General features: G+C 69.5%; 15 protein-coding genes. 1 reads left to right on the plus strand and 14 read right to left on the minus strand.

The features are described 5' to 3' along the window. Positions 1-23 precede the first annotated feature (23 nt). The 9 genes from A9X05_RS23025 to A9X05_RS23065 form a co-directional block, all read right to left on the minus strand. Positions 24-767, minus strand: coding sequence for an IclR family transcriptional regulator (locus A9X05_RS23025; protein WP_067750389.1), 744 nt, complete (start codon positions 765-767; stop codon positions 24-26). Further along, on the minus strand, positions 764-1594 hold the full coding sequence (locus A9X05_RS23030; protein ID WP_067750428.1) for a cyclase family protein: 831 nt from the start codon (positions 1592-1594) through the stop codon (positions 764-766). The genes A9X05_RS23025 and A9X05_RS23030 overlap by 4 nt, the downstream gene beginning before the upstream one ends. 11 nt (positions 1595-1605) lie before the next feature. Further along, positions 1606-2394: an SDR family NAD(P)-dependent oxidoreductase gene (locus A9X05_RS23035; protein WP_067784237.1), complete on the minus strand. Its 789-nt coding sequence runs from the start codon at positions 2392-2394 to the stop codon at positions 1606-1608. 187 nt (positions 2395-2581) lie between these two features. Further along, positions 2582-3982 carry a ribosome biogenesis GTPase Der gene (gene der / locus A9X05_RS23040; RefSeq protein WP_067750385.1) on the minus strand — a complete coding sequence of 467 codons (1401 nt, stop codon included), beginning with the start codon at positions 3980-3982 and terminating at the stop codon, positions 2582-2584. Continuing rightward, a complete protein-coding gene (gene cmk, locus A9X05_RS23045; RefSeq protein WP_067784239.1) occupies positions 3979-4665 on the minus strand; it encodes a (d)CMP kinase in 687 nt (228 codons plus the stop codon). The genes der and cmk overlap by 4 nt, the downstream gene beginning before the upstream one ends. Continuing rightward, entirely contained in the window at positions 4662-5405 is a 744-nt protein-coding gene (locus A9X05_RS23050; RefSeq protein ID WP_067750383.1) for a pseudouridine synthase, read from the minus strand. Before A9X05_RS23050 ends, cmk begins: the two co-directional genes overlap by 4 nt. Beyond that, the gene (scpB, locus tag A9X05_RS23055) at positions 5405-6100 is read right to left on the minus strand and encodes an SMC-Scp complex subunit ScpB (RefSeq protein ID WP_067750381.1); all 696 of its coding nucleotides are present in this window, start codon (positions 6098-6100) and stop codon (positions 5405-5407) included. The genes A9X05_RS23050 and scpB overlap by 1 nt, the downstream gene beginning before the upstream one ends. Continuing rightward, complete coding sequence (locus A9X05_RS23060) at positions 6100-6915, minus strand: segregation/condensation protein A (protein WP_067750380.1); 816 nt, start codon at positions 6913-6915, stop codon at positions 6100-6102. Before A9X05_RS23060 ends, scpB begins: the two co-directional genes overlap by 1 nt. Continuing rightward, a complete protein-coding gene (locus A9X05_RS23065; protein ID WP_067281774.1) occupies positions 6912-7775 on the minus strand; it encodes a ParA family protein in 864 nt (287 codons plus the stop codon). The genes A9X05_RS23060 and A9X05_RS23065 overlap by 4 nt, the downstream gene beginning before the upstream one ends. Positions 7776-8046: 271 nt before the next feature. On the opposite strand from A9X05_RS23065, the gene A9X05_RS23070 reads away from it, so the two are divergent. Beyond that, the gene (locus tag A9X05_RS23070) at positions 8047-8799 is read left to right on the plus strand and encodes an O-methyltransferase (RefSeq protein WP_067750378.1); all 753 of its coding nucleotides are present in this window, start codon (positions 8047-8049) and stop codon (positions 8797-8799) included. Positions 8800-8873: 74 nt separating this feature from the next. Here A9X05_RS23070 and xerD read toward each other — a convergent pair whose 3' ends face one another. The 5 genes from xerD to steA form a co-directional block, all read right to left on the minus strand. Then, the gene (gene xerD / locus A9X05_RS23075) at positions 8874-9815 is read right to left on the minus strand and encodes a site-specific tyrosine recombinase XerD (protein ID WP_067750376.1); all 942 of its coding nucleotides are present in this window, start codon (positions 9813-9815) and stop codon (positions 8874-8876) included. Beyond that, on the minus strand, positions 9812-10435 hold the full coding sequence (locus A9X05_RS23080; RefSeq protein ID WP_067784241.1) for an NUDIX hydrolase: 624 nt from the start codon (positions 10433-10435) through the stop codon (positions 9812-9814). Before A9X05_RS23080 ends, xerD begins: the two co-directional genes overlap by 4 nt. Further along, complete coding sequence (locus A9X05_RS23085; protein ID WP_067750373.1) at positions 10428-12182, minus strand: CTP synthase; 1755 nt, start codon at positions 12180-12182, stop codon at positions 10428-10430. Before A9X05_RS23085 ends, A9X05_RS23080 begins: the two co-directional genes overlap by 8 nt. Before the next feature lie 122 nt (positions 12183-12304). Beyond that, a complete protein-coding gene (locus A9X05_RS23090; protein WP_067784243.1) occupies positions 12305-13249 on the minus strand; it encodes a copper transporter in 945 nt (314 codons plus the stop codon). Between the two features lie 8 nt (positions 13250-13257). Next, positions 13258-14439 carry a putative cytokinetic ring protein SteA gene (gene steA / locus A9X05_RS23095; protein ID WP_067784245.1) on the minus strand — a complete coding sequence of 394 codons (1182 nt, stop codon included), beginning with the start codon at positions 14437-14439 and terminating at the stop codon, positions 13258-13260. Positions 14440-14499 lie beyond the last annotated feature (60 nt).

The raw sequence follows: 14499 nt of genomic DNA on the forward strand, positions 1-14499 counted from the left end.
ACCGCAGCCGACCGGCCACCTTCCTAATCGACCTTCCCCAGCGCGGCGTCCACCCTCTCGACCCAGGCCAACAGGGCCGCGGCGAGCTCGGCTTCGCGGCCGTAGAAGCGCTGCGCCGGCACGGGCACACTGACCGCGACCGTGTCCGCCGTCGCGCCCTTGAGCAGCGCGCCCACCGCGCAGACGCCCTCGGTCTGCTCCTCGCGGTCGTACGCGACGCCCTCGGTCCGCACCCGCTCGAGCTCCTTGCGCAGCGCCGCGGGGCCGCTGATGGTGTTAGGGGTCAGCCGGGCCAGTCGGCTCGGCAGGTGCTCGGGCGGCAGGCCGGCCAGCATGGCCTTGCCGTTGGCGCAGCAGTGCAACGGAAACGACTCACCCACCGCGCTGATCGCCCGCAATCGGTGGGGCGAGACCACCTGGTCCACAAAGGTCGCGCGGTCCCCGTCGAGGATCGACAGGTCGACGGTCTCCCCAAGCTCGCGCGACAGCTCCTCCATGAACGGGTGTACGTCCATTACGACGCCCAGGCGCACGGTGCCGGCCATCCGCGCGATCTCCGGCCCCAGCCGATACCCGCCGCGGCCCCCGCGCGCGGCGACCAGGCCCTCGTCGTCGAGCGCGTTGAGGATCCGGCTGACCGTGGAACGCGCCATGCCCAGCCGGTCGCCGATCTCGGCCTGGCTGAGCCCACCCGGGTGCGCCTGCAGCAGCCGCAGCATCTCCGCCGCGCGGGCGATGACCTGAATCCCGGCCCCGTCGGAACTCACGCCGCCCGGCCCGTCTCGATGCGGTAGCTGCCGGTGGGGTCGACGATCGCCACCAGCCGCACGATGCAGCCGTCGCCGCCGACCCAGCGCCACGGGAACGCCGCGAAGGTGACGCGCTTGCCGGTGACCTGGTCCAGGTCGCCGCCGACGTTCTCGAAGCCGTAGATGCCCTTCGACAGGATCGCGCGGTGGCACGGCTCCCATTCCGGGAAGTCGTCGAGCACCCGGCGGCCGGTTTGCTCCTCGTATTCCCTTACCGCCCAGGGCAATAGCCCGCCGGTGTGTTCGGCGGGTCCGTGTGGCGCGATCGAGGTCGCCATCGGGTGGTCGAGCGCCTGGGTGTCGGTGCCGACGGCCTTGACGCCCTTGGCAGCGAACCACTCGCCGGCCTCCTTGTAGAAACCCGGGGAGTCGGCGTAGTACTCCGCGCTGTCGGCATACTTGTGATGCCAGCCGGTGTTGACGACGACGATGTCGCCGGGCCGGATTTCGGGCGTGGCTCTCTCCAGGTCGTCGGCGGTCACCACGCCCCACTTCTCCTTGGGAATCGACACCACGACCCCGGTGCCGAAGAAGGCGCTCAGCGGGATCTCGTGCAGGAAGGGCGTGCCCTCCACGACGTGCGCGGGCGCATCGATGTGGGTGCCGGAATGCATTACGGTGGTGATCTTTTGGGTCAGCACCCGGCTTTTGGCCATGTTGTGCAGACGATCGATCTTGACGTCCTCGAAGTACGGCCAGGCCGGCACGCCGTGACCCCACGGGTGGGACAGGTCGTAGAACTCCAGCTTCGATTCGGCCTCGCCGAGCGGCCACGTGATGCTCATGTCGGTTCCTTTCAGCACGCCGTGTATCCGCCGTCCAGGTACATCACCTGGCCGGTGTAGAAACTGGACGCGTCGCTCAGCAGATAGATCAGTGCCCCGACGAAGTCCTCCGGTTCGGCGAAGCGGCGCAACGGGATTCGCGCGAACATCGCCTCGCGGGTCGCGCGGCCCTTCTCGTCGTCGGCGTACATCCACTCCGTGAGCTCCGAGCGGAAAACCGTTGGGGCGAGCGCGTTCACCCGGATGCCGGCCGGACCCCACTCGGCGGCCAAACTCTTGGCCAGCAGGTCGGTGGCGCCCTTCGACGGGCAGTAGGCGCTGTAGCCCGCGGCGTGCCCCAGGGATCCGCGCACCGACGAGACGAGCACGACGCTGCCGCCGCTCCCCTGGTCGAGCAGGACCCGTCCGGCCGCCTGGCAGACCAGCCAGGCGCCGCGCGCGTTGGCGTCCATCACCTTGTCGAAGTCCTCGACCGCCATCTCGGTGATGGGGGCGACGTGGTTCATGCCCGAGGCGACGAGCACCCCGTCGAGGCGCCCGTGCCGGGCGACCGCCGCCTCCACCATGGCCCGGGCGTCGGCCGGGGTGTCGGGCCGGCGCGCGACCACCGCGGCGTCGTCGATGCCGAGTGCGTCGAGGCCCGCGGCGTTGCCACCGGCCAGCGTCAGCCGGGCGCCGGCTTCGGAGAGCGCCCGGGCCGCGACGCTGCCCAAAGCGCCGGTGGCGCCGGTGATCAAAAGCGACTTGTCCTCGACGCTGAAGCGCGCGGCGGTGGGCGCTTCCTGTGCGATGTTCACCATGCCTCCAATTCCCGCGATACGGGTTGAATCGCCCGTTAGACAAGAAACGTAGGCAGCATCCAGGGTCGAAGTCAACGGACTTCTCCTGTGATGTAGCTTTCAGATTCCGTATCGCGGGATTTTGCGTAGAGTGATATGCGGGCGCTATCACTTTCGCGAATCGCCGATTGGCCCGGGAGAGACCCGCTCAGCGCCGCTTGGTCCCCCGCTTTTCGCGCACCCGCACGTTGATCCGGATGGGCGAGCCCTCGAACCCGAACGTCTCGCGCAGCCGCCGCTCCAGGAAGCGCCGGTACCCGGCCTCCAGGAAGCCGGTGGTGAACAGCACGAACGTCGGCGGGCGGGCGGTGGCCTGGGTGGCGAACAGGATGCGCGGCTGCTTGCCCCCGCGCACCGGCGGCGGCGTCGCCGCCACCACCTCCTTGAGCCACGAATTCAGCGGGCCCGTCGGGATGCGCATGTCCCACGAGGCCAACGCCGTCTCCATCGCGGGCACCAGCTTCTGCACCGCGCGGCCCGTCCGGGCCGAGATGTTGACCCGTTGCGCCCACCGCAGCTGCACCAGCTCGCGGTCGATCTCACGCTCCAATAGCTCGCGCCGGTCCTCGTCCACCAGGTCCCACTTGTTGAACGCCAGCACCAACGCACGGCCGGCCTCGATCACCATGGACAGCACCCGCTGGTCCTGTTCGGTCAGCGGCTCCGAGGCGTCGATCAGCACGACCACCACCTCGGCCGAGTCGATGGCCGAGTGGGTGCGCACCGAGGCGTAGAACTCGTGACCGCTGGCCTGGCCCACCTTGCGCCGCAGGCCCGCGGTGTCGACGAACCGCCATACCTTGCCGCCCAATTCGATCAGCGAGTCCACCGGGTCGACCGTGGTCCCCGCGACATCGTGCACCACCGACCGCTGATCGCCCGCCAGCTTGTTCAGCAGCGAGCTCTTGCCCACATTGGGCTTGCCGACCAGCGCCACCCGGCGCGGGCCGCCCGGCGCGGGCGCCGCCTCGGACACCTCCGGCAGTGCGGCCAGCACCTCGTCGAGCAGGTCGGCGACCCCGCGGCCGTGGATCGCGCTGATGGCGTGCGGCTCGCCGAGCCCCAGCGACCACAGCGCCGCCGCGTCCGCCTCACCCTTTTCGCTGTCAACCTTGTTGGCGGCCAAAAAGACTGGCTTGCCCGAGCGCAACAGGATCCGGGCGGCCGCCTCGTCGGCCGCCGTTGCGCCGACGGTCGCGTCGACCACCAGGATCACCGCGTCGGCGGTGCGCATCGCCACCGACGCCTGCTCGGCCACCAGCTGCTGCAGGCCCTTGGCATCGGGCTCCCAGCCGCCGGTGTCCTGCACGACGAACCGGCGGCCGGTCCACAGCGCGTCGTAGGACACCCGGTCGCGGGTCACGCCCGGGATGTCCTGCACCACCGCCTCGCGCCGGCCCAGGATCCGGTTCACCAGGGTCGACTTGCCGACGTTGGGCCGTCCGACCACCGCCACGACGGGGGCGGGGCCCGCCTCGGCCTGCTCCTCGAGCTCGGATTCGACCGACTCCCAATCGCTTTCGTCGGTCCAGGTGCCGTCCTGGGTCATCGGACCGCCCCGCTTCGCTGCTTGACCAGCTCCAGCAGGTGATCGATCACCTGCGCCTCGGTCATCTCGCTGGTGTCGACGACCACGGCATCCGGGGCGGCGCGCAGCGGCGACACCGCGCGGGTGGAATCCAGATGGTCGCGGCGGCGCACATCGGCGAGCACCGCGTCGTAGTCGTCGGCCAACCCGGCCGCGACGTTCTGGTCGTTGCGCCGCCGCGCGCGGGTTTCGGCCGACGCGGTCAGGAAGATCTTCACCGGCGCGTCGGGCAGGACGACGGTCCCGATGTCGCGGCCCTCGACCACGACGCAGCCGGGGCCGCCGGCCATTTCACGCTGCAACGCCACCAGCCGGGTCCGCACGGCGGGGACCGACGACACCGCCGACACCGCACCGGTGACCCGGTCACCGCGGATCTCGGCCGAGACATCCTCTCCCCCAAGAAAAAACACATCACCATCGGGCTGGTAGTCCACCGACATCCGCACGGTTTCCGCGACCCGCGCCACCGCGTCGGCGTCGGCGGGATCGATACCGGCACGCAGCACCGCGAGGGTCACCATCCGGTACATCCCGCCGGTGTCCAGGTAGCGGGCCCGCAACGCGCGCGCTAATTGCTTTGACACCGAAGACTTTCCGGTTCCCGCGGGCCCGTCGATGGCCACCACCACATCTGAGCTCACAACCCGACCGCCTTGTACAGCTGGCCGATCTCGCCATGGCTCAAGGCCCGGATGCTGCCGGGGCGTTGCTTGCCCAACGACAACGGCCCGATGTCGGTGCGCACCAGCGCCTCCACCGGGAACCCGGCGGCGCCCAGCAGCCGGCGCACGATGCGGTTGCGGCCCTCGTGCAACACCACCCGCACCAGCGTCTTGCCCGGAATGGCGTCCATCACCGCGAAATCGTCGACGCGCGCGGGGCCGTCATCCAATTCGATTCCCGCCTTCAGTGTCTTGCCCACGCCGCGCGGCACCGTCCCGGTCACGGTCGCCAGGTACGTCTTGGGCACCTCGTGCGAGGGGTGCATCAACCGGTGCGCCAGCTCGCCGTCGTTGGTCAGCAGGATCAGCCCCTCGGTGTCGGCGTCCAGCCGGCCGACGTGGAAGAGGTTCTTGTTGCCGCGCACCCGGCGTTCCACCAGGTCGCCGATGCACGGGCGGCCGCGGTCGTCCGACATGGTGGAGTGCATGCCCCGCGGCTTGTTCAGCGCGAAATAGACCAGCGACTCGTCGAGGACGACCCTGGCGCCGTCGACCTTGATCACCGAGGCGTCCGGGTCCACCCGGGTGCCGAGTTCGGTCACCACCCGCCCATCGACCTCGACGCGGCCGTCGATGATCATCTTCTCGGCGGCCCGCCGCGACGCAATTCCGGCCTGGGACAACACCTTCTGCAGGCGGATCCCTTCGGTCTCGACCATCAATCCTGGTCCACGTCGAACGTCAGCGCCTGGTCGGGCGCCTGACCGCCGGCGAGTTTGATGAAACGTGGCTCGCTGTCCAGGGATTCGCTCAGGTCCTCGATCGTGTCGACGTCCGGCAGCAGCGGAGCGATGTCGGGCAGGTCGGCGAGCGACGTCAGGCCCAACCGCTCCAGGAACAGGTCGGTGGTGGCGAACGTGACCGCGCCGGTGTCGTCGTCGACCCCGGCCTCGGTGATCAGGCCGCGCGCCAGCAGCGTGCGCATGACGGCGTCCACGTTGACGCCGCGGACCGCGCTGACCCGCGCGCGGGTCACCGGCTGCCGGTAGGCCACCACGGCCAGGGTCTCCAGCGCGGCCCGGGTGAGCTTGGACCGCGCGCCGTCCAGCAGCAGCTTCTCCACGTACGGCGCGTACCGGGCGCGGGTGTACATCCGCCAGCCCTCGCTGTTCTGCCGCAGGTCGATGCCGCTGTCCCGTTCGGTGAGTTCCTCGGCCATCTGCTGCAGCCGGGCGGCGACCCGGTATACGGGTTGCTGCGTGGCCGCGCCGAGCGCCTCGGCGGTGACCGGGGTGTCGACCACCAGCAGCAGCGCCTCCAGCACGGAAGCGAGTTCCTCGGGCTCCATCGGCGCGGCTTCGGCGATGTCCGGGATACCGACGTCCAAGTCGACGTCGGGCTCAGATTCGCTCATCATTCGTCCCGCACTTCTACCAAGGCTTCGCTGGCCGGACGTTCCCCGGTCCATGAAATCTGGAGCACGCCCAGCGGCTCCGACTGGTCGAATGCTACCGCCCGGCTCCGATACAGCTCGAGCAGCGCCAGGAAGCGCCCGACGACCTCCATCGGCGCCTCGCAGTCGGCGACCAGCTCGGAGAACGTCGCCCATTGGCCGGTGCCGCGCGACTGCAGGAAAGCCAGCAGCTTCTTGGCCTGCTCGGGCACCGACACCGCCACCTCGTGCAGGTGCCCGATGGACACCGTCGGCACGGGGCGCGGGCTGAACGCGATCGCGGCGATCTGCGCGAAGCGTTCGGCGTCAACGCCCAGCATCACCTCGGGCAGCAGTTCGGTGAACCGGTCCTCCAGCGACACGGCGCGCGGGTAGCTGCGCAGCGCGGTGGCCTCCAGCTCGGCGAACATCTCGGCGACGTGCTTGAACGCGCGGTACTGCAGCAGCCGGGCGAACAGCAGGTCGCGCACCTCCAGCAGCGCCAGATCCTCCTGGTCGTCGACCTGCCCGGCCGGCAACAGCCGGGCGGCCTTTAGGTCGAGCAGGGTCGCGGCGACCACCAGGAACGCGGTGGTCTCCTCGAGGTCCAGCTGGGAGCCGATCTCACGGGTGTAGGCGATGAAGTCGTCGGTCACCTGGTGCAGCGCCACCTCGGTGACGTCGAGGCGGTGGGCGAAGATCAGCTGCAAGAGCAGATCGAACGGCCCCTCGAAATTGGTCAGGCGGACTTGAAAGCCGTTGTTGGGTGGCGCCTCACCGTTCGCGCTGGCCGTCACGCGCCGAATCGGTCGATGAACTCGCGGGCCAAGGCGCGGTAGGCGATGGCGCCCGTGGACCGCGGAGCCCAGGTGGTGATCGGCTCGCCGGCCACGCTGGTCTCCGGGAATCGGACCGTGCGGGTGATGACGGTGTCGAACACCAGGTCGCCGAAGCGCTCCACCACCCGCGCCATCACCTCGCGCGAGTTGACGGTGCGCGGGTCGTACCGGGTGAGCAGGATCCCGCTGATCTCCAGCTTCGGGTTGAGCCGGTCGCGCACCTTGTCGACGGTGTCGGTCAGCAGCGCCAGCCCGCGCAGCGAGAAGAACTCGCACTCGGTGGGAATCACGACGCCGTCCGCGCACGCCAGCCCGTTCACGGTGAGCAAGCCCAGCGACGGCTGGCAGTCGATCAGGACGTAGTCGTAGCGGTCCAGCACCGGGTGCAGCGCCCGCCCCAGGGTCTGCTCGCGGCCGACCTCGTTGACCAGCTGGATCTCGGCGGCCGACAGGTCGATGTTGCTGGGCACCAGGTCCATGTGCTTGACCCGGGTCTGCAGCAACACGTCGTCGATCGACACCCGCGGCTCGACGAGCACGTTGTGAATCGTCTTCTCCAGCTCGTAGTGCGGGACGCCCAGGCCCGCGGACAGCGCACCCTGCGGGTCCATGTCCACCAGCAGCACCCGCCGGCCATATTCGGCGAGCGCGGCGCCCAGGTTGATCGTCGACGTGGTCTTCCCGACGCCGCCCTTCTGGTTGCACATCGCGACGACCTTCGCCGGGCCGTGCGAGGTGCGCGGCTGCGGTTCCGGGATCGCCCGCGGCGGCCGCCCGGTCAGACCGAGCTCGACGCCGCTGTCCGGCTGCTCAGTCATCATGGCGGGGGTGTTCGGGAGGTGAACATCGACCGAAAGTCTAACGGGTTCGCGCGCGGAAGCCGGGCGACCCGCAGGCAATTCAGCAGCCAATTTCGCCGGATTTGCGCAGGTAGCGGGCGTAACGGCGGTCATCTGCAACAGCAGTCACACCAGCATCACTGGAACGGGTCGAGCGGCGCCGGTGCGCGCCGAGATTGCCGTGGTGGTTGCGATTCCGGCGCCCCGACGACCTTGGTGGCAATCTCGCCGCCCGCACTACTGTGGCGGCATGGACCTCAAGCGACGGATTCCCCTGCTGCGATGGTCGGTCTGGCGGATGGCGACCGGGGCGCGCAACATCACCACGACGGGTCAGATCGGCGACGGCCGCGAGGCCGCGGCCGTGGACTACGTCCTGCGCAACGCCAGGGCCGGCGACATCGACGACGTGCTGGCCACCATCGACAAGTTCGCCTACGAGAAGTCGATGCTGATCAACGTCGGCGACGAAAAGGGGCAAATTCTCGACGCGGCCGTCCGCCGCTCCGACCCGGCGGTGGCGCTGGAGTTGGGCACCTACGTCGGATACGGCGCATTGCGCATCGCCAGGGCCGCCCCGAGCGCGCACGTGTACTCCGTCGAACTCGCCGAGGCCAACGCCGCCAACGCGCGGCGGATCTGGGCCCACGCCGGCGTCGCCGAGCGGGTGACGTGCGTCGTGGGCACCATCGGCGACGGCGGGCGCACCCTGGACGCGCTGGCCGACGAGCACGGCTTCGCGCCCGGCGGCCTCGACTTCACGTTCCTGGACCACGACAAGGACGCCTATCTCGACGACCTGCGCAGCATCATGGCCCGCGGTTGGCTGCGCCCGGGCGCGATCGTGGTCGCCGACAACGTCCGGGTGCCGGGCGCGCCGAAGTATCGCGAGTACATGCGCCAGCAGCAGGGCAAGCAGTGGAACACCGTCGAGCACAAGGCGCACCTGGAATACCAGTCGCTGGTCTCCGATCTGGTGCTGGAATCCGAGTACCTGGGCTGAATTCTCCCGCCGAGCAGACGCAAAATCGCCCATTCCGGGTCGAAAGCACGCGATTTTGTGTCTGCTCGCGCCAACTACTGCGCGCGCGGGTGGGCGCCCGCCCACACCTCGCGCAGCGCGTGCACGGTGACCATCGTGTAGATCTGCGTCGTCGTCACCGAGGCGTGCCCCAGCAACTCCTGCACCACGCGCACGTCGGCGCCGCCCTCGAGCAGGTGGGTCGCGAACGAATGCCGCAGCATGTGCGGTGAGACGCCGGACGTGATGCCGGCGCGTTCGGCGGCGTCCTGCAGCACCTGCCACGCGCTTTGCCGCGACAGCCGCCCGCCGCGCACGTTGAGAAAGATGGCCGGTGTCCCGCGGCCGCGGCGGGCCAGGTCGGGGCGCCCGCGCACCAGATAGGCATCGAGGGCCTGCACGGCGGGGCGCCCGATCGGCACCAGCCGCTGCTTGCCGCCCTTGCCGCGCAGCAACACCGACCGGGCCTTGGTGTCGACGTCGTCGACGTCGAGGCCGACGGCCTCGGAGATCCGCGCCCCGGTGGAGTACAGGAGTTCCAGCAGCGCCCGGTTGCGCAGCGTGAGCGGGCCGTCGGACGCGCCGTCGCCGCCTGCGCCCTCCAGCAGCGCCAGCACCTGGTCGATGGTCAGGCTCTTGGGGAGCCGCCGGCCCGGGGTCGGCGGGCGGACCGCGCGCGCCACGTCGAGTTCGGCGAGCCCCTCGGCGGCGGCGAACCGGTGCAGGCCGCGCACTGCGATCAGGGCCCGCGCCGCCGACACCGCGGACAGCGCCGCCGTCCCCGAGTCGGGATCGCCGCGCCGCAGCGCCACCAGGAACTCGCTCACGTCGTCCTCGCCCACCTTGGCCAGGTCGTGGATTCCCCGGTCCGACAGGTGCTTCGTGTAGCGGCGCAGGTCCCGCCGATAGGAACTGAGCGTGTTCGCGGCGACGCCCCGCTCGATCGTGAGGTGGTCGAGGTAGCCCTGCAGCTGGGTGTCCAGGGCCGCCGTCGTCATCGCGCGGCCTTTCGCGCGGCGAACGCCGTCGGCTTGTCGGGCCAGGGGCTGTCCGCGGGGCGGGTCGGCATGAGTCGGGTAGTGACGACCTGGGCAGCCAGAATGCCCGCCACCGCAATGGCGTTGACGATCTCGCCGCGAAGCACCATCTCGGTGGCCTCCTCGAGCGGATACCAGCGCATCGTCATGTCGGCTTCCTCGTGATGCGCCTGCGGGCGCTCCACCTCGGTCAGGCCGGTGGCCAGGTACACCCGCACCGATTCGTCGCTGAATCCGGGAGTGGAATCGAGGTCGACGAGCACCAGCCAGTCGTCGGCCTTCAATCCCGCTTCCTCTTGGAGCTCCCGGGCCGCCGTCCGCTGTGGCGGTTCCCCCGCCACGTCGAGCAGCCCGGCCGGAAGCTCCCACAACCGGCGGCCGAACGCGTGGCGGTATTGGTAGACCATCGCGATCTCGTTGTCGGAGTTCAGCGCAACGACGGCAACCGCCCCGTAGTGTTCGACGACTTCACGAACGGCGGTGGTGCCGCCCGGCATTCGCACCTCGTCGCTGCGCAACGCGAAAATCTTGCCCGTGTACAGCGTTTCGGATGACGCCGTCTCGAATTCGTGCTCAGCCACGGGTGGCGGGCTCAGGTAGCGACTGGCCGACGCTGTCCCGCTGCTGCTGGTTGCCGTTGGAGGCGTGCTCGGGGATCTCCACCGGCAGCAGCTCGCCCGACTGGTAGTCCAGGGCCGCCCCGACGAACGCGACGAACAACGGATGCGGGCGGGTGGGCCGGCTCTTGAGTTCGGGGTGAGCCTGGGTCCCGACGACGAACGGGTGCACCTCGGGCGGGTATTCGACGAATTCCACCAGATGCCCGTCGGGCGAGGTCCCGGAGAACCGCAGGCCGCTCTCGGCGATCTTGTCCCGGTAGGCGTTGTTGACCTCATAGCGGTGCCGGTGCCGCTCGGAGACCTGCGTCGTCCCGTACGCCTGGGCCACGATTGAATCCGGCTGCAGCACCGCGGGATACGCGCCCAGGCGCATGGTGCCGCCCAGATCGGCCTGGCCCGCCACCGCGTCGACCTGGTCGGCCATCGTGGAGATGACGGGATCCGGTGTGGCGGGGTCGAATTCGGCCGAATTGGCCCCGTCCAGCCCCGCCGAGCGCGCCGCCTCGATCACGATGCACTGCAGCCCCAGGCACAGGCCCAGGACCGGCAGCCCGCGCGACCGGGCGTACCGGATGGCGCCGATCTTGCCCTCGATCCCGCGGATGCCGAAGCCGCCCGGGATCAGGATGCCGTGCACGTCACCCAGCGCCGCCGCCGCGCCCGCCGCGGTCTCGCACCCGTCGGAGGCCACCCATTGCATCTCCACCTTGGCGTGGTGCTTGAAGCCGCCGGCGCGCAGCGCCTCGGTGACCGACAGGTAGGCGTCTGAGAGCTCAACGTACTTGCCCACCAACGCGATTCGCACGGTCTCGTGCGGCTCGTGCACCCGGCGCAGCAGGTCGTCCCACTCGGTCCAGTCGACGTCGCGGAACGGCAGGTTGAGCCGGCGCACCACGTACGCGTCGAGCTCCTCGCGGTGCAGTCGCTTCGGGATGTCATAGATCGACGGCGCGTCGGGCGTGGAGATGACGCCGTCGATGTCGACGTCACACATCAACGCGATCTTGTTCTTCAGCGCTTCGGGGACGTCGCGGTCGCAGCGCAGAATCAGCGCGTCCGGGGTGATACCGATGCTGCGCAGCGCCGCCACCGAGTGCTGGGTGGGCTTGGTCTTGAGCTCGCCCGAGGGCGCCAGGTAGGGCACCAGCGACACGTGCAGGAAGAAGACGTTCTCCCGGCCCAGGTCGTGACGTACCTGGCGCGCCGCCTCCAGGAACGGCTGCGACTCGATATCGCCCACGGTGCCGCCGATTTCGGTGATGACCACGTCGGGGCGGTTGCCCTCGGCGTCGGGCTGTGCCATCGCCAGGATCCGGCTCTTGATCTCGTCGGTGATGTGCGGGATCACCTGCACGGTGTCGCCCAGGTATTCGCCGCGCCGTTCCTTGGCGATGACGGTCGAATACACTTGTCCCGTCGTGACATTCGCCGATCCGGACAGGTCGCGATCCAGGAACCGCTCGTAGTGGCCGACATCGAGATCGGTTTCGGCGCCGTCCTCGGTGACGAACACCTCGCCGTGCTGGAACGGGTTCATCGTGCCCGGATCGACGTTGAGGTATGGGTCGAGCTTTTGCATCGTCACGTACAACCCGCGGGCCGTCAGTAACTGACCGAGGCTGCTGGCGGTGAGACCCTTACCCAACGAGGACGCCACGCCCCCGCTGACGAAGAGGTGCTTGGTTGCGGATTGCGGGTGCTTTCGCACAGGCGACCTCCGTGAAGACGGGCAGGGCGTCGAATTTTGCTAGCGAATAACTAGTTGGGCCTGCCGACCCACGGAAACCCACCCTAACATCCACGACCGACGTGTCGCGGCGAACACGCCCGCTACTGGGGCACCGTGATCGACGTGGCGCCGTGACCGGTGCCGTACTGGCCCGGGTGCCCGCCGTTGATCAGGTCGTGCAGGCCCAGCACGGCGGTGATCCGGCCGGGCGCGGTGTCGACGTCGTCGACGGTGCTGACCGCGGAATTCATCGGAGCGTCGGCGCGCGTCACGGCGACGGCGGCCCCGCCGGTCGCCGAGCCGTCCCGGCCGGCCAGCAGGGTGCCCGAGCCGTGCGGCGCCATCGCGGCGGCGAACCGGGCGACGCTGACGCCCCGGTTGCCGGCGTCCTGGGGCAGCGAGCCGCCGGTGACGATCAGCGCGGCGTTCGCCGCGCCCAGGTGGTCGCTGGGCTGATAGGTGATGAATCCCGTTTCCCGCAACGCCGCCAGCACGGTGTCGCGCTGCGGTTCGTCGACGGGCGGGACCGCCGGATTGGTGTTGATCAGCAGCGCGATACCCATCAGGTCGCCGGCCTGCGAGCCCTGGTCGACGAGCTTGGTGCTCAACTGCTGACCGGCGGGCAGAACCGACGAGTTCACCACGGTCTGCAGCTTCTCCGCCGAATTGGCCTCGACGAACTCGCTTGTCAACGACACGGTTCCGGTCACCGCGCCGCCGGCCTGGCCGATGATCTTCGAGACCGAGGCGACGTCGTCGTCGTTGGCGTCCGGGGTGCGGAACACCACGACCGACTTGCCGGCGAGCGCGTCGTGCACCATCCGGCCGCCCAGCTGGGTGTCGAAATTGTTTGCCGCGCTGAGCTTTTCGTTCAGCACGTTCTTCTGGTCGTTGAGCCCGTTGATCTGGGTGTGCAGATCCCGCTTCTCGTCACGCAGGCTGGACAGCAGGGTGTCGGACAGGAAGCCGGAGCCGAGCACGACTCCCACGGCCAGGGCCAGGAAGACGGCAGCCAGCGATAACGCGTGTTGGCGGAGCGAGATCATTTCCGGCCCTAGCTCACCAGGTGGGCAACCCAGAGGGAGAAGTGGTTCCAGTAGTCGGTGACCCAGTGCACCACCACGCCGTCGGTACGCGACACCCACAGGGCGACGATGACGGCGATCAGCATCGTCAGCGCCAGCAGCGCGATGGCGCCCGCCGAGATGTGATTGCGGTACAGGGTTGCCACGGCCTTGGCGTCCACCACCTTCTCCCCCACCCGAAGCCGGGTCAGGAAGGTCGAGGGGTTGCTGTGCGCGCGGGTCCGGTCGAAGAAGGTCTCGATGTTGGCGGTGTGGCCGGCGGTCACCAGCAGCGCGGCCCCGTGGTGATCGGCCAGCAGCAGGGCCAGGTCGATCGCCGAACCCGCGGCCGGGAACGTCATCGCCCCGACGCCGAGGTCCTGGATGCGCTCCAGGCCGGGCGCGTGGCCGTCGGCGTCGGCGGGCAGCACCACCTGCGCGCCGCACTTGAGGGCGTCGGCACTGATCTGGTCGGGGTCGCCGACGATCACCTGCGGCCGATACCCGGCCTTGCGCAACACATCCGCGCCGCTGCCCACACCGAAGAGCACCGGCTGGTACTCCTTGATGAACGGCTTGAGGGACTTCAGGTCCTCCTCGGCGCTGGGTTCGTCGGCGACGATCACCACGTGCCGCCGGCGCAGGTCGACGTCGATGTCGGGGATCCCGATGCCGTCGATGAGCAGGGGGCTCTCGCTCTTGATGAACTCGATCGTGTTGCCGGCGAACGCCTCCAGATGCGCGGACAGCCCGCTCTTGGCCTCCCGCATCAGGTCGGCGATGTCGTGGTCGGTGCGCTCGGTGCCGCGGACCAGCCGCCGGTCGCCCGAGTACACCCCGCCCTCGTGCAGACGGATCTTGGCGCCGTCCTTGACCTTCTTGAAGATGTCGGGTCCGGTCTCGTCGATCAGGGTGACCCCGTTGTTGACCAGCACCTCCGGCCCCATGTTCGGGTAGCGGCCGGACACCGAGGGCGAGGCGTTGACGACCGCGGCGATATCGGCCTCCACCAAGGCGTCCGCCGTGATGCGGTCCAGATCCAGGACGTCGAGCACCACGATGTCGCCGGGGCACACCCTGCGCAGCAATCGGTCGATGTTCCGGTCCACCCGGGCGGTGCCGACGAGGCCGGGTCGGGCGGTGTTACGGGTAAGCAGGCCTGACATCTTCATGGGGGCGATTCTGTCGGTGATGCGTGGAGGAGGCGTGGAGGCGCGCCGTAACATCAGCCC

The sequence above is a fragment of the Mycobacterium sp. E3298 genome (assembly GCF_001666895.1).
In the GTDB taxonomy this organism is placed as follows: Bacteria; Actinomycetota; Actinomycetes; order Mycobacteriales; family Mycobacteriaceae; genus Mycobacterium.

Excerpts from the sequence above, each read along its gene's own strand:
- A9X05_RS23090 (WP_067784243.1), bottom strand. The coding sequence starts at position 13,249 with ATGATCTCGCTCCGCCAACACGCGTTATCGCTGGCTGCCGTCTTCCTG.
- der (WP_067750385.1), bottom strand. The coding sequence starts at position 3,982 with ATGACCCAGGACGGCACCTGGACCGACGAAAGCGATTGGGAGTCGGTC.
- scpB (WP_067750381.1), bottom strand. The coding sequence starts at position 6,100 with ATGAGCGAATCTGAGCCCGACGTCGACTTGGACGTCGGTATCCCGGAC.
- A9X05_RS23050 (WP_067750383.1), bottom strand. The coding sequence starts at position 5,405 with ATGGTCGAGACCGAAGGGATCCGCCTGCAGAAGGTGTTGTCCCAGGCC.
- A9X05_RS23065 (WP_067281774.1), bottom strand. The coding sequence starts at position 7,775 with ATGACTGAGCAGCCGGACAGCGGCGTCGAGCTCGGTCTGACCGGGCGG.
- steA (WP_067784245.1), bottom strand. The coding sequence starts at position 14,439 with ATGAAGATGTCAGGCCTGCTTACCCGTAACACCGCCCGACCCGGCCTC.
- A9X05_RS23035 (WP_067784237.1), bottom strand. The coding sequence starts at position 2,394 with ATGGTGAACATCGCACAGGAAGCGCCCACCGCCGCGCGCTTCAGCGTC.
- A9X05_RS23030 (WP_067750428.1), bottom strand. The coding sequence starts at position 1,594 with ATGAGCATCACGTGGCCGCTCGGCGAGGCCGAATCGAAGCTGGAGTTC.
- A9X05_RS23070 (WP_067750378.1), top strand. The coding sequence starts at position 8,047 with ATGGACCTCAAGCGACGGATTCCCCTGCTGCGATGGTCGGTCTGGCGG.
- xerD (WP_067750376.1), bottom strand. The coding sequence starts at position 9,815 with ATGACGACGGCGGCCCTGGACACCCAGCTGCAGGGCTACCTCGACCAC.